We start from the raw sequence: 22,080 nt of genomic DNA, 5'->3' as shown, positions 1-22,080 counted from the left end.
CAATCCCGGCCTACGCGTCCTCGAAGGTACTACAGCAGCAATTTGCGGACCTTAAGCAGCGCCGTAATAAACGCATCCACTTCTTCGCGCGTGTTGTAGAACGCCAACGACGCACGCAGCGTCGCCGGTACGCCATAAAACTGCATCAAGGGATGCGCGCAGTGATGACCCGAACGCACGGCGACGCCTTCCAAATCGAGCAGCGTCGCCATGTCGGTGGCCTGCGCGCCGTCGACCAGGAACGAAATCACCGGCTCTTTCTCTTTGGCTTCGCCGACAATGCGCACGCCCGGAATCTCGCGCAAACGCTCGGTGGCGTAGGTCAGCAACTCGTGTTCCCACGCGCGAATCGCGTCGAAACCGATGGCCTGGTAATAGTCGATGGCCGCGCCAACGCCGGCAAAACCGGCGATATTCGGCGTACCGGCTTCGAATTTATGCGGCGGCTCGGCAAACGTAGTGCCGTCGAAACGCACTTCGCGAATCATCTCGCCACCGCCGAAAAACGGCGGCATAGCTTGCAGATGTTCGCGCTTCGCCCATAGCGCGCCGGTGCCCGTCGGCGCGAGCATTTTGTGACCGGTCAGCGCATAAAAATCGCAGCCGATGGCTTGCACGTCGACCGGACGATGCGGCAAGGCTTGCGAACCGTCCACCACCAAGGGAATCCCGCGACGGCGGCATTCGCGCGCAATCTCGCGCACAGGGTTCACGGTGCCCAAGACGTTAGAAACATGTCCCACGCAAGCCAGCTTCACTTCCGGCGTGAGCAGCTCGTAAAACTTTTCCAAAATCAGTTCGCCGCGCTCGTCGATCGGCGCCGCCTTGACCGTTGCGCCCGTGCGCGCCGCCACCAATTGCCACGGAACGATGTTGGCGTGATGCTCCATCACCGTGGTGAGAATCGCATCGCCGGGTTTCAGACGCGGCAGCGCGTAGCTGTACGCCACCAGGTTCATCGCTTGCGTGGTGCCCGACGTCAGCACCAGATCGCTGCTGGAGCTGGCATTGATAAAGGCGGCCAGCTTATGGCGCGCATTTTCGTATGCGGCCGTCGCCTCCTCACCCAGCAGATGCACCGCGCGCGCGACGTTCGCATTGTGCTCGCGATAGTGACGATCCACCGCCTCGATCACCTGCCGCGGCTTCTGGCTGGTATTGGCGTTGTCGAGATACACCAGCGGTTTGCCGTGCACGGTGCGCGACAGCAGCGGGAAATCCGCGCGGATGCGCTGCACATCGAAATCAACGGGAGGATGACTAGGCTTGGCGTTCATAAGATCGATCAGGGCAGATGAGCGAGCAACGTGTTGGAAAAGTGATCGCGCAGCGTGTCGTTGGGGAGCGCCGTAAACACCGCGCGGCAGAAAGCCGCCGTAAGCAATGCGCGCGCCTCACCAAGGGGCAGACCGCGCGAGCGCAGATAGAACAACGCGCGCTCATCCAGCTGACCGACCGTTGCGCCGTGCGCCGCCTTCACTTCGTCGGCGTAAATTTCCAGCTCGGGCTTGGTGTCGATCTCCGCTTGCGCGGAAAGCAGAAGATTCTTATTGCTGAGGCTGGCGTCGCTACCATCGGCGCCTTCAGCCACCACAATGGCGCCACGAAACACGCCGCGCGAACGCTCGTCGGCGACGCCGCGCCAGATCGACTCGGACGCAGTATTGAGCGCCTGATGACGAATCGACAGTTGCGTATCGACATGCTGGCGACCACGCAGCACAAACACGCCGCGCGTATCCAGGCGCGCGTGATCGCCGCGCAATTCCGCATGCAAATCATGACGAACCAGGCCGCCGCCGAGTTCAAGCGTATGCAGCACAGTCTGCGACTTCGCACCGAGATGCATGCTGCCGCGACGAATCAACACGCTATCTTCGGCCGCCTGCTGCAGCAACGCGTGCTGAAGCTTCGCGCCGTCGCGCACCACGATATCGCTGACCAGCGTACCCAGATGCTTGTGCGGCGCCGTCGCCAGATGATGCTCGATCAGATCGAGCTCGGAACCCTCGCCCAGCTCGATAACATTGCGCACATGCCACGCAAGATCGCCTTGCGCAGGCGTGCCCGCGAAACAAATGTGCACAGGTTTGCCGACACGCACGCCCGGTGCGACACGCAACACGACACCGTCACCCGACAACGCAGCATTGAGCTGCGCGAACGCGTCGCTCACTTCGCGGTAATGACGGCTGAGCGCAAAACGCAGCGGCTCGGGATCTTTTTCCAGCACTTTCGAAAGCGGCTGCAACGACAGCCCCGAAGGCAGCGCTTCAAGGCGCGACAAATCGGCGCGAAAAACGCCGTTGACGAACACTAAGCGAGGGCCATCGATACCCGGCAGCGCCAAAGCATGCGGATCGACGTTATGCGCCGTCGCCGCCGCATCGCCCAATGCAAAACGACGCTGCCCCAGCGCACGCAGCGCCGTGTATTTCCACGCTTCCGCACGCGTATCCGGCATGCCGGCCGCCACGAAGGCTGCGAGATTTTCGCGCCGCGCCGCGTCCAGCCACGCCAACCCGCTACCAGGCAGGCGCAGGTTATCGGCGTCGCGCAGGGCGTCGATAAAAGGCACGGATGCCGACGACTGACTCATGCACGCGCCTCGGTCGTCAGAGCCGGGTCGCGATCGGCCACCCACGCGTAACCGTGTTCTTCCAACTTCAGCGCCAGCGTCTTGTCGCCGCTTTCGACAATGCGACCGTCGGCCAACACGTGCACGAAGTCCGGCTCGATGTAGTCGAGCAGGCGCTGGTAGTGCGTAATCACAAGGAAGGCGCGATCCGGTGAACGCAATGCGTTTACACCTTGCGCAACCTGCTTAAGCGCGTCGATGTCGAGACCGGAATCGGTCTCGTCGAGAATCGCCAGCTTCGGCTCCAACACGGCCATCTGGAAAATTTCGTTGCGCTTCTTTTCGCCGCCCGAGAAACCTTCGTTGACGGCGCGATGCAGCAATTCGTCGGATATCTGCATGATCTTCAGCTTCTCGCGCACCAGCTTGAGAAACTGCATCGAATCCAGTTCCGGTTCGCCACGCTGCTTGCGCTGCGCATTGAGCGCCGCGCGCAGGAAATAGGTGTTGTTTACGCCAGGAATTTCCACCGGATACTGGAACGCCAGAAACACGCCAGCTGCCGCGCGTTCTTCCGGCTCCAACGCAAGCAGATCGCGCCCTTCGAAGATCACGGAGCCTTCCGTCACTTCGTAACCGTCGCGACCGGACAGCACGTTACCCAGCGTCGACTTGCCGGCGCCGTTCGGGCCCATGATGGCGTGCACCTCGCCCGGGTTCACGGTGAGCGTGAGACCTTTGAGAATGTCCTTGCCCTCGACGCGGGCATGCAGGTTTTCGATCTTCAGCATGTTCTGTTCCTGTTGTCGCATCGCTATCGAGCGTGCGATTGAATTCTCGTTACATCGATGAAATCGAATCGGCGCACGCGTCGCCGTTCCGCACATCGTTATCCGACTGCACCTTCCAGCGAGATTTCGAGCAGCTTCTTCGCCTCGACCGCAAACTCCATCGGCAGCTCGCGGAACACCTGCTTGCAGAAACCGTCGACGATCATCGACACGGCGTCTTCCTCGCCGATGCCGCGAGCGCGGCAATAGAACAGCTGATCGTCGGAAATCTTGGACGTGGTCGCTTCGTGCTCGACCACCGCCGTGGGATTTTTCACTTCCATATACGGGAAGGTGTGCGCACCGCACTTCTTGCCGATCAGCAGCGAATCGCACTGCGTGTAGTTGCGCGCACCGTCGGCGCCCTTCTCCACTTTCACCAGGCCGCGATAGCTGTTGGAACTTTTGCCCGCGCTGATGCCCTTGGACACGATCTTGGATTTCGTGCCCTTGCCGATATGGATCATCTTGGTGCCGGTATCGGCTTGCTGGCGATGATGCGTCAACGCCACCGAATAGAACTCGCCGACCGAACGATCGCCGCGCAACACGCAGCTCGGATATTTCCAGGTGATCGCCGAACCGGTTTCAACCTGCGTCCAGGAAATCTTGGAATCGTCGCCGCGGCAATCGCCGCGCTTGGTGACGAAGTTGTAGATGCCGCCGCGGCCTTCTTCGTCGCCCGGATACCAGTTCTGCACGGTCGAGTATTTGATCTGCGCTTTTTCCAACGCGACTAGCTCCACCACTGCGGCGTGCAGCTGATTCTCGTCGCGCATCGGCGCGGTGCAGCCTTCCAGGTAGGACACGTAAGCGCCGTCTTCGGCAATGATCAACGTGCGCTCGAACTGACCGGTGTGGCCAGCGTTGATGCGGAAGTACGTCGACAATTCCATCGGGCAACGCACGCCCTTCGGAATAAACACGAACGAGCCGTCCGAAAACACCGCCGAATTCAATGCGGCGAAGTAGTTGTCGCCCGTCGGCACGACGCTGCCCAGATATTTCTGCACCAGTTCTGGGTATTCGCGGATCGCTTCGCTCATCGAGCAGAAGATCACACCGGCTTCGGCCAGCTCTTTACGGAACGTGGTGCCGACGGAAACCGAGTCGAACACCGCATCCACCGCCACGCCGGCCAGCTTCGCCCGCTCGTGCAACGGCACGCCGAGCTTGTCGTAGGTTTCGAGCAGCTTGGGATCGACTTCGTCGAGCGATTTCGGTTTGTTTTTCGGCGAGGCGTAATAACTGATCGCCTGAAAATCGATCGGCGCGATCTTGAGCTTGGCCCAGTGCGGCGTGGGCATGGTCAGCCAATGGCGATACGCCTTCAGGCGCCACTCGGTCATCCACTCCGGTTCGCCCTTCAACGCCGACAACTGGCGCACGATGTCTTCCGACAAACCCGGCGGCAGACTGTGCATTTCGATGTCGGTAACGAACCCGGCTTCGTAGCGACGGCCGAGCGCGGCGGCGACTTCAGCGTTGTCGCGCAGCACGGCGGGGCTATCGTTTTCGATGGTCATGATGCTGTCCTGCCTTTCAATTCGGTAAGCGCAACGGTGGTCACCGCCGGCGGCGCCACGGGGCGCAGCATGTCGGCCAGACTCATCGTGCGCAGCGCGTTATCCAAAACGTGATTGATGCGTTGCCAGCTGCCGCGCACGCCGCATTGCGCTTCGCGTTCGCACTGGCCGTCGCCCATGCTGCATTCGGTCATGCCGAGCGGCCCTTCCATCGCTTCCACGATCTCGGCCAGGCTGATCTGCTGCGCGGGGCGCGCAAGGCGATAGCCGCCGTTGACGCCGCGAAACGAATCCACCAAGCCGGCGTGTCCTAGCGACTTCAGCAATTTGCTGACGGTGGGCAGCTCAAGATGGGTTTCCTCGGCGATCTGCGCCGTGCTGAGGACATCGCTCGGGTGCGCGGCGATGCACGTCATCACCACGGTGGCGTAGTCCGTCAGTCGGCTGACACGAAACATGGGCAGGGGAAGCCGCGTCTTTAATCCAGACTAAAATGGTACAGATTAGGGGCTTGGCGGTCAAACCAAAGAGGTATTTACCGCCCTTGTCTTTGCACCATCGCGGCGCAAGCCACGCACCAGAATGTGCCCAATTGCTCCTCCGCCGCGCTGGGCCATCCGTCTCCCATGGCGTCGCTATGCGGCCTCCCAGCACCCTGGCGGACTTGGCACGCAATCTGCTGTACCGCAACAAATACGCCCCTGGAGCCGCAGCGCATGAAATGGGTCACCGCGATCATCAAACCCTTCACGTTGGACGATGTGCGGGAGGCGCTGGGCGAGGCCGGCGTGCAAGGCATGACGGTGACGGAGGTGAAGGGCTTCGGCCGGCAGCGCGGACATACCGAGCTGTATCGCGGCGCGGAGTACGTCGTGGATTTTCTGCCCAAGCTGAAAGTGGAAATCGCCGTCGCCGACGATCAGGTCGAACTGGCGATCGAAGCGATCACCCGCGCCGCGCGCACCGGCAAGGTCGGCGACGGCAAGATTTTCGTGAGCGATCTGGAACAGGTCATCCGCATCCGCACGCAAGAGGTGGACGCGGATGCGCTTTGACGTGCGTGACATCAAGGGGAAACCGAACATGCTTGTGCGTCGGCGCAATGCGAAGTGGCTTGTCGCGGGCTTGAGCTTGTTCACCGCGCTGCCGGCGCTTGCGCAAACGACAACGCCCACGCTCAACAGCGGCGACACCGCATGGATGATCGTCGCCAGCGCCTTCGTGCTGATGATGACGATACCCGGCGCCGCGCTGTTCTACGGCGGCATGGTGCGCGCCAAGAACCTGCTTTCGGTGATGATGCAGTGTCTGGCGATCACTGCGCTGGTGACGGTGTTGTGGATGGTTTACGGCTATTCCCTCGCCTTCAGCACCGAAGGCATGCATGCCGGCGTCACCAACTGGCACTCCTTTATCGGCGGCTGGGATCGCGCGATGCTCGCGGGGCTTACGCCGTCGACGCTGTATCAGACCGTGCCTGAAAGCGTGTACGTGATGTTCCAGCTTACGTTCGCCATCATTACGCCCGTGCTGATCATCGGCTCCTACGCGGAACGCATGAAGTTCAGCGCCATGCTGTGGTTCACCGGTTTGTGGGTGACGTTCGTCTATCTGCCGATTGCGCACATGGTCTGGAGCGGTCCCGGTTCGCTGCTGGGCGATCTGGGCGTGCTCGATTTCGCGGGCGGCACGGTGGTGCATATCAACGCGGGTATTGCCGGTCTGGTGGCGTGTCTGGTGATCGGCAAGCGTCGCGGCTTTCCGCACACGCATATGCCGCCGCACAATCTCGGCTACACGGTGATCGGCGCGAGCTTGCTCTGGATGGGATGGTTCGGTTTCAACGCCGGCTCGGCCGTGGCAGCGAACGGAAGCGCGGGCATGGCCATGCTGGTGACGCAGATCGCCACCGCCGCCGCGACCATCGGCTGGGTGGCGATGGAATGGGCCGTGCACAAGCGCGCCAGCGTGTTGGGCGCTGCATCCGGCGCCGTCGCGGGCTTGGTCGCCGTCACACCCGCAGCGGGCACGGCGGGCCCATGCGGCGCGTTGCTCATCGGCTTCGCCGCCGGCGCCGTGTGTTTTTTCACCGCCACCAAACTCAAACACAAGCTCGGCTACGACGACACACTCGACGTGTTCGGCGTGCACGCCATCGCCGGCATCATCGGCGCGCTGCTGACCGGCCCGTTCGCCGCCGCCAAGCTCGGCGGTTTCGGCACGGTCACTTCGCCGATGCTGCAATTGTGGATTCAAGCCAAAGGCGTGGGCTTCACCATCGTGTGGAGCGGCGTGTTGAGTTGGGCGATCTTGAAGCTGGTCGATCTGGCGATTGGTTTGCGCGTCGGTCCCGAGCAGGAGCAAGTGGGCCTGGATATCGCCGAGCACGAAGAGCGCGCGTACAACCTCTCCTGATAAAGGACTCCCTCCCCTGCTTGCAGAGCCTGCCCCGGAATGATTTTGTCCGGGGGGAGGGCTGGGGTGGGGTTGCACGAGCTTGCCGCACGCTTGATGGACTTCACCCCACCCCAACCCTCCCTCACTGCACGTAGGGAACGGAGCAAATCGTCGTGTAACCATGCGTTCGCCGCTTGCAGGCTCTAAGCTCTCTTGGTGTCCGCAACGAATCTCCACATGGAAAGCATGACCGATCGCACCGCCGCCCGCCTGGCCTGGACGCGCACGTCTCTTGGCGACCCTTCGCTCGATCTGCAACCCGCATCGTCCGATGCGAGTTTTCGCAGCTATTGGCGCACGCATTACGACGGTCGCAGCTGGATCGTGATGGATTCGCCGCCCGCGAAGGAAGATCCGCGCCCGTGGGTGAAGATCGGCGCGCAGCTCGCTGATGCGGGCCTGCATGTGCCGGCGGTGTATGCACACGATTTCGAACAAGGTTTTCTGTTGATCGAAGATCTCGGCAATCGCCTCTACTTATCCGAGCTCAACGATACAAATGCCGACGCGCTGTATCGCGATGCGATGAATGCGTTGCTTTTGATGCAAACACGCATGGCATACCGCGATTTGCCGCCCTTCGATCGCAGCGTTTTAGCGCTCGGGTTGGAAGTGATGCCGGAGTGGTTTCTAAAACGCCATCTCGAACACACGCCCGACGGCACGGAACAGCAAGTGCTGGAAGCGGCGTTCGAGGTCGTCATCCAAAACGCCGAAGTACAACCGCGCTGCTTCGTGCATCGCGATTTCCACAGCCGTAATCTGCTGGTTGTCGACGACAACAACCCAGGCGTGATCGATTTCCAGGGCGCGCTAGCCGGCCCCATCACGTACGATCTCGCGTCGCTGCTGCGCGATGCATACATCGCCTGGCCGCGTGCGCGTGTGGAATCCTGGGTGGAGTCTTACCGGCTACGTCTGCGCGATGTCGGTGCGATAGGCGACGATGTCGGCGCCGAACAGTTCCTGCGTTGGTTCGATCTCACCGGCCTGCACCGTCATGTACGCGTGTTGGGACAGTTCTATCGTCTTTGGTATCGCGACGGGAAACCGGGTTATCTGACGGATGTGCCGCGCGTTTATCAGTACGTGATATCCGTGGCGCGCAGCTATTCGGAACTCCACGCGTTTGCGGATTTGATCGAATGCCATGCAGAAGGTCGCGACCTCACTCAGGTGCGCCGCGCATGAGACACGCCTTGATCTTCGCCGCAGGATTGGGCGAGCGCATGCGTCCGCTGACCGATCGCACGCCCAAACCGCTATTGACCGTGCAAGACAAACCGCTGATCGTCTGGCACTTGGAAAAGCTGGCCGCGATCGGTGTGCATTACGTAGCGATAAATACCTCGCATCTGGCCGATCAATTTCCCGAAGTGCTCGGCGACGGCGCGCGCTGGGGTTTGCGCATTCGTTATGTCTACGAGGGCCCGACGCCGCTGGAAACTGGCGGCGGCATGCTCAACGCGCTGCCATTCCTGGGCCCGGAGCCGTTTATCGTGCTCAACGGCGATGTATGGACGGATGCCGACTTCCGCGCACTCCCCGCCGAACCCAAGGGCGTTGCGCATCTGTTGCTGGTGGACAATCCGCCGCATCACGCGCAAGGCGATTTCGCGCTGGACGAACACGGCAAGCTGCACAACGACGGCAACCATCGATTGACGTACAGCGGCATCGGCGTCTACCGCCGCGCGGTGCTGGACAACTGGCCCGCGATCGTCGGCGACGCGGCGGCGAATACGAAACCGCCGCGCTTCAAACTTGCGCCGTTGCTACGCGTTGCGATGGACCAAGGCTTGGTGAGCGGAAGCCACCATCACGGTGTATGGGCCGACGTCGGCACGCCGGAACGCTTGTCGTCGTTGAACGCCGCATCGTTGTGAATGTCTGGCGCGGATGATGCGATAGCTGGCGCAGGAACAATGCGTGCCGGCGGCGCGGGAATCTGCGCGCTATCGGCCGATTCCTGCGAAAGCGCCGCATCCTGCGCTTGCTTGGTCATCATGATGATGCTGATGCGTCGATTGATGGGGTCGCTCGGATTTGCTTTGTCGAACGGCACAGACGCGGCAAGACCCACGACACGCGCGATCTTTCCGTCTTCCAAACCGCCATCGAGCAGTGCGCGTCGCGCGGCATTGGCGCGATCGGCAGAAAGCTCCCAGTTGCTGTAGTGATCGGCGCCGTTATAAGGCGCGTCGTCGGTATGACCGGAAATGCTCGCCTTGTTCGGCGCCTGATCGATAAAGCCCGCCAACTCATGAAGAATGGCGACCGTATACGGCTTCAGCGTCGCGCTGCCCGTGTCGAACATCGGGCGATTCTGTTTATCCACGATTTGGATGCGCAGTCCCTCGGGGGTGATATCGAGCAGCAGCTGATCCTTGAAAGGCTCCAGCGCCTGACTTTTCTCGATTGCCGCATGCAACTGCTGCATCAGATTTTCCAGGCGCTCCTTTTCGCGTTCTCGCGCCAGCTTTTCCACATCCGGCGGAGCCGCGGCGGCAGATTGCATCGCCGCGCGACGATCCTTGCCCGGGCCATGCGGAATATCCATGGCCCCGCCGAGTTTGATCGCACTGTCGCTGGCGCCACCGGGCCCCATCTTGCCGGGCGGCGCGATGGTGGCGTTGCCCGGCGCCATGCTGGGATTTTTGAAATACTCGGAGATGGCGGCGCGTTGTTGTTTCGTTCCCACGCCGATCAGCCACATGACGAGAAAGAACGCCATCATGGCCGTGACGAAGTCTGCGTAAGCAACCTTCCACGCACCACCGTGATGACCGTGCTTTTGGCGCTTCGCACGGCGCACCACGATCATCATTTCGCTGTCTTTCTTGGTCACGCCGGCGCTCCGGCGCGTGCACCTTTGAGGTGCTCTTCGAAATCCTGGAAGTTCGGGCGCATCTGCGGCGACAGTGTCTTGCGCGCAAATTCCACGGAGATCTTCGGGTTATAGCCGCGCAGCGAGGCAAGCAGCGCAACCTTCACGCATTCGAATGCTCGGCCATCTTCATTGACGCGAGCTTCCATCGCGGCGCCAAGCGGGCCGATAAACCCGTAGCAAAGCAAGATGCCGAGGAAGGTGCCGACTAGCGCGCCCGCGATGTGTTCGCCGATCTGCGAGGTATCGCCGCCCAGTTGCGACATGGTGGTAACGATACCAAGCACGGCCGCGACAATACCGAACCCCGGCAGCGCATCGGCCATCTTCGTCACGGCTTGCGCGGGCGCTTCGGCGTCGTGGTGATGCGTTTCCAACTCCACGTCTAGCAGTTGCTCCAACTCGTGCGGGTTCATATCGCCGCCTACCATCAAACGCAAGCAGTCGGTGATGAATTCGATCAGGTGATGCTCTTTCACCAAGCGCGGGTACGCGGTGAAGATCGAGCTCGAATGCGGATCGTCGATATGCGATTCCAACCCAAGCAAACCTTGTTTGCGGATCACGCCGAAGATGTCGTACAGCAGCGACAACAAATCGATGTAGTCCTGCTTGCCATACGTAGCCCCTTTGAAAAGGGACAAGACGTTGCGCAGCGCTTCCTTGACGATCTTCGACGAATTGGCGGAGAGAAACGATCCGACGGATCCGCCAAGAATGATCATCAACTCATACGGTTGCCAAAGCGCGAGGATCTGCCCGTGCGAAAGCAGGTATCCGCCCAGCACGCAGGCAACCACGACAAAGGAACCGATCAGGACAAGCATGTGGACTCCACCACGTCAGGACACCATGTCCCGTCCTTCTTATCGGCCACTGCGAGTCGAAGTTAAGGTAAAAAAATCTCAACACTTTCAATGCGCATCACACGCAATTTCCTGTCACGAAAGTGACAAACCGCGTCACCTCTCTTCACACTTTATGTGACGCAACAAACAAAACGGCCCGCATCTGCGGGCCGTTTGTTCGAAGCGGGACGGAACGTTGTCCTTAAGGACGACGCGCCAACTCCGGATTCTCGCGCGTCACCGGCATCAGGTCCTTCTTCGATACGCCCAGCCACAGCAGAATCGGGCTGGCGACGAAGATCGACGACAACGTACCGATCAAAATACCGATCAGCATGGTGATCGCGAAACCGTGCACCGACGGACCGCCGAAGAAATACAACGCCGCCATCGCGATACTGGTGAACAACGACGTGATGATCGTTCGCGACAACGTGCTGTTGATCGAGCGGTTGAGCACTTCTTCCGAATCGGCTTTGCGCGACGAACGGAACAACTCGCGGATACGGTCGAACACCACCACTTTGTCGTTGATCGAGTAACCGATCACCGCCAGCACCGACGCCAGCACGGTGAGATCGAACTCGCGCTGCACCAGCGAGATCACGCCCAGCGTAACCAGGGTGTCGTGCAATTCGGTCAGCAGCGCGGCGATGGCGAAGCGGCGTTCGAAGCGAATCCACAGATATACGCCGATGCCGATCATCACGAAGATCGCCGCCGTCGTACCGTCGCTACGCAACTGATCGCCCACCTGCGGGCTCACATAGCTGCGGCCCGCAACTTTAGCGTCCGGGCGCGTGGCCTGGATCGCCTTGGCCACGTCAGCGGCGATCAGGTCGAGGTTAGGTGCCTTGCCTGCCTGCTCTACGTAGTGCTTGTCGTCTTTAACTTGGAAGCGGGCCAAAATCTGGCGCGTACCGCCCACGCTCTGCACGACCGGGTTTTCGATGCCGCCGTTGGTCAGCGCCGTGCGTACGTCTTCCACGGACACGGGGTTGTCGTACGTCAGCTCGGCTTCGATACCGCCCTGGAAGTCCAGGCCGTAGTTCAGACCGCGGGTTGCGAGCAGCGCGATGGACGCGACCATCAGCAACACGGCGATGCCGATGCTGATCTTGCGGAGACCCAGGAAGTGGACGTTGCTGTTGTGACTAAAGATTTCCATGAGAGTCTCCGATTACACCGACAGCGTCTTGAGCTTGCGGCCGCCGTGAATAAGCGCGGTGATCGCGTGGGTAACCGTCACCGAGGTAAACATCGAGGTGAGAATACCGATCAGCAGCGTCACGCCGAAACCGCGGATCGGGCCGGAACCCATCGTGGTCAGCGCCAGCGCAGCGATAAGGTGGGTCACGTTGGCGTCGAGAATAGTCGCCCATGCTTTTTCGTAGCCGGCGCGGATCGAAGCCAGCGGCGTGGAGCCGTTACGCAGTTCCTCACGCACGCGTTCGCAGATCAGCACGTTGGCGTCGATCGCCATACCCAGTGTCAGCACGATACCGGCGATGCCCGGCATGGTCAGCGTGACGCCGATCAACGACATCACCGCCACCAACACAACCAGGTTGAAGAAAAGCGCGATATCGGCCACCAGACCGAACAGCTTGTAATAGATCGCAGCGGCCAGCAGCACCAGGCCCAGACCCAGCAACACGGCCTTGAGACCCTTCTCGATGTTGTCCTGACCGAGGCTCGGGCCGATCACGCCTTCGGAAATGATGTCCATGCGCGCCGCAAGCGAACCGCCCTTAAGCATCAGCGCCAGGTCCGACGCAGCCTTATTGCTGGCCAAGCCGGTGGTTTGGAACTTGTTGCTGAAAACGCCGTTGATCGTCGCGTAGTTGATCACTTGATAGGTGGTCTTGGGCGTGCGCACTTCCTTGCCGTCCACAACCTTGGCGTCGGTGGTGTTTTCCACGTACACCACGGCCATCGGCTTGCCGACGTTGTCGCGCGTGAAGTCCAGCATCTTGGCCGCACCGGCCGAATTGAGCGTCACGTTCACGGCGGGCGAGCCGGTCTGCTGATCGTTGCCGGACGTGGCATCGACCAGCTCGTCGCCGCTGGCGATGATGGTTTTGCTGACGAGATACGGTTCGCCACGCGGGCCATAGTACAAATGCGCATCCGGCGGAACGTTGCCGGTCTTCGCCGCATCTTGCACGGCAGGATCGCGCCCGTCGCCCAGACCGGCGACGTATTGCAGCGTTGCCGTGGCGCCAATCACCTTCTTCGCCTCGGCAGGATCTTGCACGCCCGCAAGTTCCACGGAGATGTGATCCGTTCCCTGCGCCTGAATCACCGGCTCGGACACGCCCAGCGCATTGATGCGGTTGGTCAGTGTTTGAAGGTTCTGGCGAATCGCATTCGTTTGCAGATCGCGCAACTTGTCCGGCTTGATCACCGCATTGAGAACGAAACGATCGCCGGTGTTCGCGCCATCGGTGATCGCCAGATCCGGGTATTCGACAGCGATCGCATCGGAGGCGGTCGAACGCGTGGCCGCCGAATTGAGCACCACGTTGACGCCTTGCCCGCGCGTTGCGTTGCGCGTCACGGAGATGAAGGAGATCTTCTTATCCTTGAGCAGCGCGGCAATATCCGTCGTATACCGGGTTTCCTGCCGATCGATGATGTCGTCCTGGTCGACCGCCATCAGGAAGCGCACGCCGCCTTGCAAGTCCAAACCCAGCGGCATCGCGCGACCATTGATCGTGGCCAGCCACTTCGGCACCGTCGATTCAAGATTGAACGCGACCGTGAAGTTGTCGCCCAACGATGCCTTCAGCGCGTCGGCCGCGCTCTTCTGCAAATCGCCGTTGGAAAAACCCACGACCACGTAGTCGCCGCGACTCGCATCGTGCTTGAGCGTTTCGTTGACGTACGGAATCTTGGCCGCCTGCAGCGCAGAGGTGATCTTCTCCTGCACGGTGGGATCGAGCGTCTGACCTTGGCTCGCCGAAACCTGCACGGCTTGCAACGGCACGTACATATTCGGCACGGCGTACAGGACGCCTAGCACCAGTACGATGGCAACTAGAAAGTATTTCCAGCGTGGAAAATCACTCATGCCTTGCATCCAATGATCCGCGGCGCGCGGCTGCGGAAGTAGCGAGAATTAGGAATTGAAAAAAAGCGTGCCGATCAGGCCGACTTCAACGTGCCCTTCGGCAACACTTGCTGCACGGCGCTCTTCTGCAGCTTGATCTTGACGTTCGGCGCGATCTCGACCGTGATGAAGGTTTCGCCCACATCCTCGACGCGACCGGCGATGCCGCCGTTGCTGACCACTTCGTCGCCCTTGGCGAGGCTCGACACCATTTGGCGATGTTCTTTCTGCCGCTTCATTTGCGGGCGGATCATCATGAAATACATCGCGCCAAACAGCACGATCATCATGATCAGCATGGAAAAGCCGCCATTGGCTGCGCCAGGCGCTGCCTGCGCCAGCACGAAAGTCGTCGGAAAAGTCATCTGTTAATCCCGCAAGTTGTGGCTGCGACTGGAGTTTTCGCCGCGCGCCTAAATAAAGACATTGGATTATGCCATGCGCCCCAGTGCCGTGCACGGTACGCAAACCCCTTCCCGAGGCCTTGGCATGTGGCCTTGAGACAAGCTTTGCAAGCCGGGGTTCGCTACTCCCCCGCCCCCTGCCGCCGGGCGTAGAACTCGGCCACGAAATCCTCCAGCGAACCGGCCGCGATGGCCTCGCGCAGTCCGGCCATCAGGCGCTGGTAGTGATGCAGGTTATGGATGGTGGCCAGCTGAGCGCCCAGGATTTCGTTGCAGCGGTCCAGATGTCGCAAATAGGCGCGGCTGAAGCCCTCGCGGCAGGCGTAGCACTCGCAGCCTTCCTCGATCACCCGGGTGTCGGTGGCGTATTTGGCGTTGCGGATGCGCAGCGTACCGTGCGAGGTAAACAAGAAGCCGTTGCGCGCATTGCGGGTCGGCATCACGCAGTCGAACATATCGATACCGCGCCGTACGGCCTCGACAATGTCTTCCGGGCGGCCGACGCCCATCAGATAGCGCGGCCGATCCTGCGGCAACAGCGGCACCGTGAAATCCAGGGTGTGATTGCGTTCCGCCTCGGGCTCGCCCACGGCCAGGCCGCCAATGGCATAGCCGTCGAAGCCAATGTTGATCAAGCCCTCGGCCGAGCGCCTGCGCAAGCTCTCGTAAACGCTGCCTTGCACGATGCCGAACAACGCGTTCGGATTTTTCAAATCGTCGAACCCGCGACGCGAACGTTCGGCCCAGCGCAGGCTCAGTTCCATCGACTCGGCCGCCACTTTCTCCGTGGCCGGATACGGCGTGCATTCGTCGAAGATCATCGCGATATCCGAATCCAGCACCGTCTGGATTCGCATCGACTCTTCCGGCGACAGAAACACCTTGGAGCCGTCTACCGGCGAAGCGAAGGTCACGCCCTGCTCGGTGATCTTGCGTTTGTGCGCCAGCGAAAACACCTGGAATCCGCCGGAATCGGTGAGGATCGGCGCCTTCCATCCGATAAAACGATGCAAGCCGCCAAACTCGCCGATGATGTCCAGCCCCGGGCGCAGAAATAGATGGAAGGTGTTGCCGAGAATGATCTGCGCGTCGATCTCGACCAAATCGCGCGGCGTCATGGCCTTGACCGAGCCGTAGGTGCCCACAGGCATGAACGCAGGTGTTTCCACCGTACCGCGGTCGAAAGTGAGGCGGCCGCGGCGCGCGGCGCCGTCGGTGGCGAGAAGGTCGAAATGCATGGAAGTCATCCGTGCATTATGACATCTCTCCCCCATCGCCCCGGCAGGAGGGGAAAAGGGTCACATGCCCTGCGGCAAGATCAGCATGGCGTCCCCGTAGGAGAAGAACCGATATTCCTCCTCCACCGCATGCCGATAAGCGCTGAGGATGAACTCCCTGCCCGCCAGCGCCGAGACCAACATCAACAAAGTCGATTGCGGCAGATGGAAGTTGGTGATCAACCCATCGATGCTGGTGATGCGATAACCGGGAAAAATGAAGATCTGCGTTTCGCCGGCGAACGGACGCAATTCGCCTTCCACCGTTGCGCTTTCCAGCGCACGCACCACGGTTGTTCCCACTGCAATAACACGACCGCCATCGCGGCGCGTGCGATGAATCTGCTCAACCAGACTCGCACCGACATTGAGCCATTCGCGGTGCATCTTGTGATGCGACAGATCGTCCGCGCGCACCGGTTGAAACGTGCCCGCGCCCACATGCAAGGTCACGTATCCGAAATCGACGCCAAGCGTGCGTAGTTGCGTAAGCATGTCGTCGTCGAAATGCAGACCCGCCGTCGGCGCGGCGACCGCCCCAGGCTCGCGCGCATACACCGTCTGATAGCGTTCCATATCGCTCGTGTCGGCGTGCCGCGAGATATACGGCGGCAAGGGCATCTCGCCTAGCTTCTGCAGCAGCCGCTCCAGCGGCTCCGGCGATTCGAAGCGCAGATGGAAAAAACTTTCATCGCGCCCCAGCACCGTGGCATGACTGCCATCGGCCAATACGATCACCGTGCCTTCGCGCGGTTTCTTGCTGACGCCCAATTGCACGATCGCTTCGTGCGCGCCCATGACGCGCTCGATCAAAATCTCCACCGCGCCGCCGCTCGGCTTGTTACCGTACAAGCGCGCCGGCAACACGCGTGTATCGTTGAAGACCAGCAAGTCGCCTTTACGCAGCAGCGAAGGAAGCTCGCGAAACATCCGGTCCCGCCACGTCCGCGTCGGCACATTGAGCACCAACAGGCGGCTGGCGCTACGCTGGGGAAGTGGCGCCTGGGCGATCAATGCCGGCGGCAAATCGAAGTGGAAATCGGACTTTTTCAAGATTGTGCGCGGCCGGACATGGAGCACAATTATCGCGCAGTGTCTTTCATCTTAGAAACCGGCCGAAAAACGCTCATCAAGGATGCCCATGCCACGCCTCGCCGTTTCCTATGCTTTAGCCGCTTTTGTCGCTATGCAGGTCAGCGCTGCTTTCGCGCAGTCCAACCCGGCCTATCCGCATGAACAGCCCGATCTTCACGCTTTGGCGGCCGCTCCGGACGAGACACAACTGCGGAACACCATCACTACTCTGGTTGAGTTTGGAACGCGCCACACCCTTTCCGACACCATGTCCAAGACGCGGGGCATCGGTGCGGCGCGGCGTTGGGTCCACTCGCGCTTTGAGGCGCTTTCGCATGAGTGCGGCGGCTGCCTGGAGGTCGTTACGCCTTCCGAGACCGTCACCGGCAAGCGCATACCCAAACCGACCGAAGTGATGGACATCGTCGCCATCAAACGCGGCAGCAGCGATCCGCAGCGGGTGATCCTGGTGACCGGTCATTTGGATTCGCGCGTCAGCGACGTGATGGATGCGACCAGCGACGCGCCTGGCGCGAACGACGATGCTTCCGGCGTGGCCGCGCTGATGGAAGCGGCGCGCTTGCTGTCGAAGCAGGACAATCGCGCCACCCTGGTATTCGCGGCGCTTTCCGGCGAAGAACAAGGTCTTTACGGCGGCAAGGTGCTTGCCGACTACGCCAAGGCCCACGGCTGGCGCGTCGAGGCAGACCTCAACAACGACATCATCGGCAACAGCCGCGGCGAAAATGGCGCCAGCGACAGCACGAGCGTGCGCGTATTCAGCGAAGGCACGCGCAGCACGGAAACGCCCGACGAAGCAAAAATACGCAATTACGCCGGCGGCGAAGTCGATTCGCCGTCTCGCAATGTCGCCCGGTACATGGCATCGCTCGCCGATCAATACCTGCCCGATTTTCACGTGCGCATGATCTACCGCACCGACCGCTACGGCCGTGGCGGCGATCAAGTGCCGTTTCTCGAAGAGGGATATCCCGCCGTGCGCGTGACCGAAAGCCATGAGGATTACACACATCAACATCAAACGCTGCGTACCGATCATGGCATCACGTACGGCGACACGATCAACGGCATCGACTTTCGCTATCTCGCACGCGTGACGGCGTTGAACACCATCACGATGGCGGCGATGGCGCGCGCTCCCGCACCACCCACGCAGGTCGGCATCCGTGGTGCGGTCGCTACCGACACTACGCTCAAGTGGCAGAAAGTAGCTGGCGCGGCGAGTTATCGCGTGCACTGGCGCGACACCACGGCGCCGCAATGGCAATACAGTCGAATCGTTGGCGATGTCGATCAAACCGTGCTCAAAGACGTCGTGATCGACGATTGGTTCTTCGGCGTATCGGCCGTATCGAACGATGGTTACGAAAGCCCCGTGGAGTTTCCCGGTGTGGCAGGCAGTTTCGAACCGCTCACACCGAAAAAGACAGCGCAGTAATGTACAAACGTGCGTCGCGCTATCGCGACGCACGCACCGTCATCACAACCAACCTTTTTGCCGCGCCAATCGATACGCCTCGATGCGATTGGCCGCACCCAATTTGCCGATCGCCTCAGAAAGATAATTGCGCACCGTGCCGTGCGACAGATTGAGTTGCGTCGCGATGTCGCTGGCGGATTGACCTTCACCGGCCAGACGCAACACCTGGCGTTCGCGGTCGTTTAGAGGATCGGCTTCGGACCACGCTTCAAGCGCCAACTGCGGATCGATCGAGCGTCCGCCGCGATGCACGATGCGCAAGGCTTCGGCAAGATTCTCCGCCGGCGCGTCTTTCAGCAAATAGCCCGAGACGCCTGCGTCCAACGCACGGCGCAAAAAACCGGGACGAGCGAAAGTGGTAACGATCACGCATTTCACCGGCAACTCATGCCGGTGAATGCGTTGCGCCAGTTCGAGGCCGGTGATGCCCGGCATTTCGATATCCGTCACCAAAACATCCGGCTTGAGCCGCTGCACTTCGCGCCAGGCTGCCTCGCCGTCCGGAACGGAACCGAGCACTTCGATATCGGATTCGAGATTGAGCAAGGCCGATAGCGCGCCACGCACCAATGCCTGATCTTCGGCCAGTAACACACGGATCATGCAGCGGTCCCCATATAACCTTTCTGTGACGTTCCTGCCGAACCTTCTCCGGCTTTTTGTCCTTGCAGCGGCACGCTAATCAGCAAGCGCGTGCCGCGATGCGGCGGCGAGTCGATCTGCAACGTTCCGGCAATCGAGCGTATGCGCTCGCACATGCCGCTGACGCCGTTGCCGTGCGCGGCGAGACCGCCTTTGCCGTTGTCGCTGATCTGCATGTCCAGTTTTTCTGCAGTCCGGGTAAAACGAATGCTGGCTTCGGTGGCGCCAGCGTGACGATGAATATTGGTCATGGCTTCGCGGATAACCAATGCGAGCGTGCGCTCGATATCCTGCGGTAACGCGTCAGGCAAATTGCCATAGTCCAGATGCACGCCGGACGATTCCAACAAGAGACGCGACGACGCAAGTTCTGCGGCCAGATCGGTGGAACGAATGCCGGTGACCGCGGCGCGCACTTCCGCCAACGCATGGCGCGCCACGCGCTCGGCCTCCTCCAGTTCGCGCCGTGCGCCGGCGCTGTCGCGATCGAAGAGTTTGCGCGACAGCTCAAGCTTCAACGTAATCAACGACAGCGTGTGCCCCAGCAGGTCGTGCAAATCGCGGCCGATGCGTTCGCGCTCGGCTGTCGCCGCCAGCCGGCGCACTTCGTCGTGCGAAAGCTTGAGCTCCGCATCCTTGTCGTCGCTGATGCGCTCTGCAGCCGTGACCAATCCAACGATGAAAGACACTAGCGGGATCGAAAAGACCGCCTGCCACGGATAGTGAAGAAGCCACGCCTCGGCCAGACACGCGGCATTGAGCGCTGTAATCGCCAACAGGTACATGCGGAAGCTGAGCATGCAGCCACGCAGCAAGATGCAACCGAATACAAAATAAGTCAGCCCACTGGGATACCAAGCCAAGAGCGCCATGGATAGCGCATTCATGCTCAGCGCATAGAACTTGACGGCGCGCCGAGACGATACGATGCACTTGGCGTACAGAAACAGGAACACGGGATAGGTCGCCAGCGTAAACAGCGCCCAAGTCCACGTGTAGCGATCGAACATCGGCGTGATAAAAATCCACACCGACCACAGCAGATGCACGCCATCGACCCACGGCGACCTGCCTTTGCGAATGCCGTTCGCAGCGAACGAGTCGGGGGCTGGCTTAAACCAACTTCGAATCAGTGTGATCATGGCCCGCCCCGAAACGTCGATGACATGCATCGTACTTCAACCGTAGCGCCTCAGCCGGCGAGCGGCGATAACGAAGAACACGATGGCGAAGGCGATCAGCATGCCGATGTGTTTCCAGATGCTGCCTTCGGCCAGCCCCAGGGCGATCAGGCCCAGCTGATCCAGGTGATAACTCGGGTAAATCGGCGCCATTTGCTGCAACACGTGCGGCAACATCGTAATGGGAACCCATAAACCTGACAGAAAAGACATCGGCAGATAAATCAAATTGAGCATGCCCGGTGCGCCCTGCCCTTTGATCAGCGTGCCGACCAGCATGCCGAGTGCGCAGAACGGCAGCACGCCCAGCGCGCCCATCAACAACATCATGCCGACCTGAGCCAACGACAACGTGACGTGCCCCAGCGTTACACCCATCACAAGCAACAGCACGATCACCACCGTCGCCGCCGCCATCGCCATCAGCATTTTACCGAGCAAGTACGCGCCGGGCGGCATGGGCAAGGCGCGCTTGTAAGTCAGCAGACCGCCGTCGCGCTCGATCGCGAGCGACACGCCGAAGCCGAACAGGCCCGGACTCATCACGCCAAACACGCCGTAGCTCACCAGCAGATAGCGCGCCGCATCCGCGCCTTCGGAGCCGCGCATCACGATGCCGAACAACAGATAGAACATCGAAGGAAACAGCGTGATCGGCAACATAAAGCCCGGTGCGCGCATGTAGCGAATGCATTCGGCGCGCGCTTCCGCGAGATATGCGCCTACGACGCGGCCGAAACTCATGCCGGCGGTCGGCGCCGCGGCATTGACGGAAATCGATACGGTGTTCATTACGCGGCCTCCTGTTGTTCGTTTTCGTCGCGCGTGAGTTCGGTGAATGCTTCCGCAAGACCTGCGCGCTGCACTTCCAGTTCGCTTAGCGCGGCATCCGCATCGAGCATGCGACGAAGCACATGCTCTGCAGCGCTCGTGCTGATGCGCACGCGAGTACCGTCGCGCTCCGCCGATGCCACTTGCGGCCAACGCGCAATGGCATCGACATCGAGGTCGGTGACGCAGCGAATACGCGTGAGCGGCACATGTGCGCGCAATGCGTCGACGCTGCCTTCCGTGAGCACGCGACCTTTCCCCATCACGACGACGCGCTGCGCGAGCGCTTCGGCTTCTTCCAGATAGTGCGTGGTCAGCACCACCGAACATCCTTCGGCGACGAGCGCGCGCATCGCGGCCCACAATTTGCGCCGCGCATCGATATCCATGCCGACGGTGGGTTCATCCAAAAACACGAGCTCGGGGCGTCCGCACAATGCCAACGCAAATTGCACGCGACGCTGCTGGCCGCCCGACAGCTTGCCGTAAGGCCGCTTCAAAAGATCGGCGATGCCCGCTAGCGCGGCGCTTTCGTCGATCGAACGAGGATTGGGGTAGTAACTGGACACGACGCGCAGCAACTCGCCCACGCGTAATGTGGGCGGCAACATCGCCGTTTGCAGCATCACGCCGATGCGGCGGCGCGCATCGATCTCCTGCGGGTCCATGCCGAACAATTCCGCACGGCCGCCATCGGGACGAATCAGACCGAGCAACAAACCGATGCTGGTGCTTTTGCCGGCCCCGTTGGGCCCCAGCACCGCGAGCAGTTCGCCGCGCTGCAACACAAGATCGACACCATCGAGTGCGGTGACATTTCCATAACGTTTCACAACGCCGCTGAGACGGGCTACGACATCAGATTGGGTGTGCATGGTGGGCCTCCTTGCACTGCAGCGTAGGCTTGGCAAGCCGATTTCAGCAGTAGCCCA

At 60.9% G+C, this 22,080-nt stretch carries 21 protein-coding genes; 5 read left to right on the top strand and 16 right to left on the bottom strand.

Features of this window, described 5'->3' with window-relative positions; genetic code table 11:
* Positions 1 to 29 precede the first annotated feature (29 nt).
* The 5 genes from L0U79_RS07780 to L0U79_RS07760 form a co-directional block, all read right to left on the bottom strand.
* A complete protein-coding gene (locus L0U79_RS07780; protein WP_233841293.1) occupies positions 30 to 1,277 on the bottom strand; it encodes a cysteine desulfurase in 1,248 nt (415 codons plus the stop codon).
* 8 nt (positions 1,278 to 1,285) lie between these two features.
* Complete coding sequence (gene sufD, locus L0U79_RS07775; RefSeq protein ID WP_233841292.1) at positions 1,286 to 2,599, bottom strand: Fe-S cluster assembly protein SufD; 1,314 nt, start codon at positions 2,597 to 2,599, stop codon at positions 1,286 to 1,288.
* The gene (gene sufC, locus L0U79_RS07770; protein WP_233841291.1) at positions 2,596 to 3,369 is read right to left on the bottom strand and encodes a Fe-S cluster assembly ATPase SufC; all 774 of its coding nucleotides are present in this window, start codon (positions 3,367 to 3,369) and stop codon (positions 2,596 to 2,598) included. Before sufC ends, sufD begins: the two co-directional genes overlap by 4 nt.
* 98 nt (positions 3,370 to 3,467) lie before the next feature.
* Positions 3,468 to 4,934, bottom strand: a complete 1,467-nt coding sequence (gene sufB, locus L0U79_RS07765) for a Fe-S cluster assembly protein SufB (RefSeq protein ID WP_233841290.1) — start codon at positions 4,932 to 4,934, stop codon at positions 3,468 to 3,470.
* The gene (locus L0U79_RS07760) at positions 4,931 to 5,392 is read right to left on the bottom strand and encodes an SUF system Fe-S cluster assembly regulator (protein WP_233841289.1); all 462 of its coding nucleotides are present in this window, start codon (positions 5,390 to 5,392) and stop codon (positions 4,931 to 4,933) included. The genes sufB and L0U79_RS07760 overlap by 4 nt, the downstream gene beginning before the upstream one ends.
* Positions 5,393 to 5,650: 258 nt before the next feature.
* Between L0U79_RS07760 and L0U79_RS07755 the strand changes: the two genes are divergently transcribed.
* The 4 genes from L0U79_RS07755 to murU all read left to right on the top strand — a co-directional run bounded on the left by L0U79_RS07755 (position 5,651) and on the right by murU (position 9,277).
* A complete protein-coding gene (locus tag L0U79_RS07755; protein WP_233841288.1) occupies positions 5,651 to 5,989 on the top strand; it encodes a P-II family nitrogen regulator in 339 nt (112 codons plus the stop codon).
* Positions 5,990 to 6,017: 28 nt separating this feature from the next.
* A complete protein-coding gene (locus L0U79_RS07750) occupies positions 6,018 to 7,349 on the top strand; it encodes an ammonium transporter (RefSeq protein ID WP_233841287.1) in 1,332 nt (443 codons plus the stop codon).
* Positions 7,350 to 7,568: 219 nt separating this feature from the next.
* The gene (locus tag L0U79_RS07745; RefSeq protein WP_233841286.1) at positions 7,569 to 8,582 is read left to right on the top strand and encodes a phosphotransferase; all 1,014 of its coding nucleotides are present in this window, start codon (positions 7,569 to 7,571) and stop codon (positions 8,580 to 8,582) included.
* Complete coding sequence (murU, locus tag L0U79_RS07740) at positions 8,579 to 9,277, top strand: N-acetylmuramate alpha-1-phosphate uridylyltransferase MurU (protein WP_233841285.1); 699 nt, start codon at positions 8,579 to 8,581, stop codon at positions 9,275 to 9,277. The genes L0U79_RS07745 and murU overlap by 4 nt, the downstream gene beginning before the upstream one ends.
* Here murU and motB read toward each other — a convergent pair.
* The 7 genes from motB to queA all read right to left on the bottom strand — a co-directional run bounded on the left by motB (position 9,211) and on the right by queA (position 16,972).
* Positions 9,211 to 10,218 carry a flagellar motor protein MotB gene (gene motB / locus L0U79_RS07735; RefSeq protein ID WP_233843867.1) on the bottom strand — a complete coding sequence of 336 codons (1,008 nt, stop codon included), beginning with the start codon at positions 10,216 to 10,218 and terminating at the stop codon, positions 9,211 to 9,213. The genes murU and motB overlap by 67 nt on opposite strands.
* Positions 10,219 to 10,235: 17 nt before the next feature.
* The gene (gene motA, locus L0U79_RS07730) at positions 10,236 to 11,105 is read right to left on the bottom strand and encodes a flagellar motor stator protein MotA (RefSeq protein WP_233841284.1); all 870 of its coding nucleotides are present in this window, start codon (positions 11,103 to 11,105) and stop codon (positions 10,236 to 10,238) included.
* A gap of 223 nt (positions 11,106 to 11,328) precedes the next feature.
* Positions 11,329 to 12,294: a protein translocase subunit SecF gene (secF, locus tag L0U79_RS07725; protein ID WP_233841283.1), complete on the bottom strand. Its 966-nt coding sequence runs from the start codon at positions 12,292 to 12,294 to the stop codon at positions 11,329 to 11,331.
* Between the two features lie 12 nt (positions 12,295 to 12,306).
* Entirely contained in the window at positions 12,307 to 14,199 is a 1,893-nt protein-coding gene (gene secD, locus L0U79_RS07720) for a protein translocase subunit SecD (protein ID WP_233841282.1), read from the bottom strand.
* 74 nt (positions 14,200 to 14,273) lie between these two features.
* The gene (yajC, locus tag L0U79_RS07715; protein WP_233841281.1) at positions 14,274 to 14,603 is read right to left on the bottom strand and encodes a preprotein translocase subunit YajC; all 330 of its coding nucleotides are present in this window, start codon (positions 14,601 to 14,603) and stop codon (positions 14,274 to 14,276) included.
* A gap of 161 nt (positions 14,604 to 14,764) precedes the next feature.
* On the bottom strand, positions 14,765 to 15,889 hold the full coding sequence (gene tgt / locus L0U79_RS07710; protein WP_233841280.1) for a tRNA guanosine(34) transglycosylase Tgt: 1,125 nt from the start codon (positions 15,887 to 15,889) through the stop codon (positions 14,765 to 14,767).
* Positions 15,890 to 15,940: 51 nt separating this feature from the next.
* Complete coding sequence (gene queA, locus L0U79_RS07705) at positions 15,941 to 16,972, bottom strand: tRNA preQ1(34) S-adenosylmethionine ribosyltransferase-isomerase QueA (protein WP_233841279.1); 1,032 nt, start codon at positions 16,970 to 16,972, stop codon at positions 15,941 to 15,943.
* 88 nt (positions 16,973 to 17,060) lie between these two features.
* Between queA and L0U79_RS07700 the strand changes: the two genes are divergently transcribed.
* On the top strand, positions 17,061 to 18,452 hold the full coding sequence (locus tag L0U79_RS07700; protein ID WP_233841278.1) for a M20/M25/M40 family metallo-hydrolase: 1,392 nt from the start codon (positions 17,061 to 17,063) through the stop codon (positions 18,450 to 18,452).
* Between the two features lie 42 nt (positions 18,453 to 18,494).
* On the opposite strand, the gene L0U79_RS07695 is transcribed toward L0U79_RS07700, so the two are convergent.
* From L0U79_RS07695 to L0U79_RS07680, 4 genes are read right to left on the bottom strand one after another with little or no spacing between them, the layout of a single operon-like run.
* Positions 18,495 to 19,097 carry a response regulator transcription factor gene (locus L0U79_RS07695; RefSeq protein WP_233841277.1) on the bottom strand — a complete coding sequence of 201 codons (603 nt, stop codon included), beginning with the start codon at positions 19,095 to 19,097 and terminating at the stop codon, positions 18,495 to 18,497.
* Complete coding sequence (locus L0U79_RS07690; protein WP_233841276.1) at positions 19,094 to 20,278, bottom strand: sensor histidine kinase; 1,185 nt, start codon at positions 20,276 to 20,278, stop codon at positions 19,094 to 19,096. The genes L0U79_RS07695 and L0U79_RS07690 overlap by 4 nt, the downstream gene beginning before the upstream one ends.
* Before the next feature lie 36 nt (positions 20,279 to 20,314).
* Positions 20,315 to 21,109, bottom strand: coding sequence for an ABC transporter permease (locus tag L0U79_RS07685; protein ID WP_233841275.1), 795 nt, complete (start codon positions 21,107 to 21,109; stop codon positions 20,315 to 20,317).
* Positions 21,109 to 22,023 carry an ABC transporter ATP-binding protein gene (locus L0U79_RS07680; protein ID WP_233841274.1) on the bottom strand — a complete coding sequence of 305 codons (915 nt, stop codon included), beginning with the start codon at positions 22,021 to 22,023 and terminating at the stop codon, positions 21,109 to 21,111. Before L0U79_RS07680 ends, L0U79_RS07685 begins: the two co-directional genes overlap by 1 nt.
* Positions 22,024 to 22,080: the final 57 nt, after the last annotated feature.

Origin of the sequence: Dyella sp. 2HG41-7, assembly GCF_021390675.1 — a bacterium.
GTDB lineage: Bacteria > Pseudomonadota > Gammaproteobacteria > Xanthomonadales > Rhodanobacteraceae > Dyella_B.
The sequence above is the reverse complement of the archived record's forward strand: the minus strand, read 5'-3'. Positions and strand labels throughout refer to the sequence as shown.

Bases quoted from the DNA above. Each gene is read 5' to 3' on its own strand.
- L0U79_RS07780 (WP_233841293.1), bottom strand. From the start codon at position 1,277: ATGAACGCCAAGCCTAGTCATCCTCCCGTTGATTTCGATGTGCAGCGC.
- sufD (WP_233841292.1), bottom strand. From the start codon at position 2,599: ATGAGTCAGTCGTCGGCATCCGTGCCTTTTATCGACGCCCTGCGCGAC.
- sufC (WP_233841291.1), bottom strand. From the start codon at position 3,369: ATGCTGAAGATCGAAAACCTGCATGCCCGCGTCGAGGGCAAGGACATT.
- sufB (WP_233841290.1), bottom strand. From the start codon at position 4,934: ATGACCATCGAAAACGATAGCCCCGCCGTGCTGCGCGACAACGCTGAA.
- L0U79_RS07760 (WP_233841289.1), bottom strand. From the start codon at position 5,392: ATGTTTCGTGTCAGCCGACTGACGGACTACGCCACCGTGGTGATGACG.
- L0U79_RS07755 (WP_233841288.1), top strand. From the start codon at position 5,651: ATGAAATGGGTCACCGCGATCATCAAACCCTTCACGTTGGACGATGTG.
- L0U79_RS07750 (WP_233841287.1), top strand. From the start codon at position 6,018: ATGCTTGTGCGTCGGCGCAATGCGAAGTGGCTTGTCGCGGGCTTGAGC.
- L0U79_RS07745 (WP_233841286.1), top strand. From the start codon at position 7,569: ATGGAAAGCATGACCGATCGCACCGCCGCCCGCCTGGCCTGGACGCGC.
- murU (WP_233841285.1), top strand. From the start codon at position 8,579: ATGAGACACGCCTTGATCTTCGCCGCAGGATTGGGCGAGCGCATGCGT.
- motB (WP_233843867.1), bottom strand. From the start codon at position 10,218: ATGATGATCGTGGTGCGCCGTGCGAAGCGCCAAAAGCACGGTCATCAC.
- motA (WP_233841284.1), bottom strand. From the start codon at position 11,105: ATGCTTGTCCTGATCGGTTCCTTTGTCGTGGTTGCCTGCGTGCTGGGC.
- secF (WP_233841283.1), bottom strand. From the start codon at position 12,294: ATGGAAATCTTTAGTCACAACAGCAACGTCCACTTCCTGGGTCTCCGC.
- secD (WP_233841282.1), bottom strand. From the start codon at position 14,199: ATGAGTGATTTTCCACGCTGGAAATACTTTCTAGTTGCCATCGTACTG.
- yajC (WP_233841281.1), bottom strand. From the start codon at position 14,603: ATGACTTTTCCGACGACTTTCGTGCTGGCGCAGGCAGCGCCTGGCGCA.
- tgt (WP_233841280.1), bottom strand. From the start codon at position 15,889: ATGACTTCCATGCATTTCGACCTTCTCGCCACCGACGGCGCCGCGCGC.
- L0U79_RS07700 (WP_233841278.1), top strand. From the start codon at position 17,061: ATGCCACGCCTCGCCGTTTCCTATGCTTTAGCCGCTTTTGTCGCTATG.
- L0U79_RS07695 (WP_233841277.1), bottom strand. From the start codon at position 19,097: ATGATCCGTGTGTTACTGGCCGAAGATCAGGCATTGGTGCGTGGCGCG.
- L0U79_RS07690 (WP_233841276.1), bottom strand. From the start codon at position 20,278: ATGATCACACTGATTCGAAGTTGGTTTAAGCCAGCCCCCGACTCGTTC.
- L0U79_RS07685 (WP_233841275.1), bottom strand. From the start codon at position 21,109: ATGAACACCGTATCGATTTCCGTCAATGCCGCGGCGCCGACCGCCGGC.
- L0U79_RS07680 (WP_233841274.1), bottom strand. From the start codon at position 22,023: ATGCACACCCAATCTGATGTCGTAGCCCGTCTCAGCGGCGTTGTGAAA.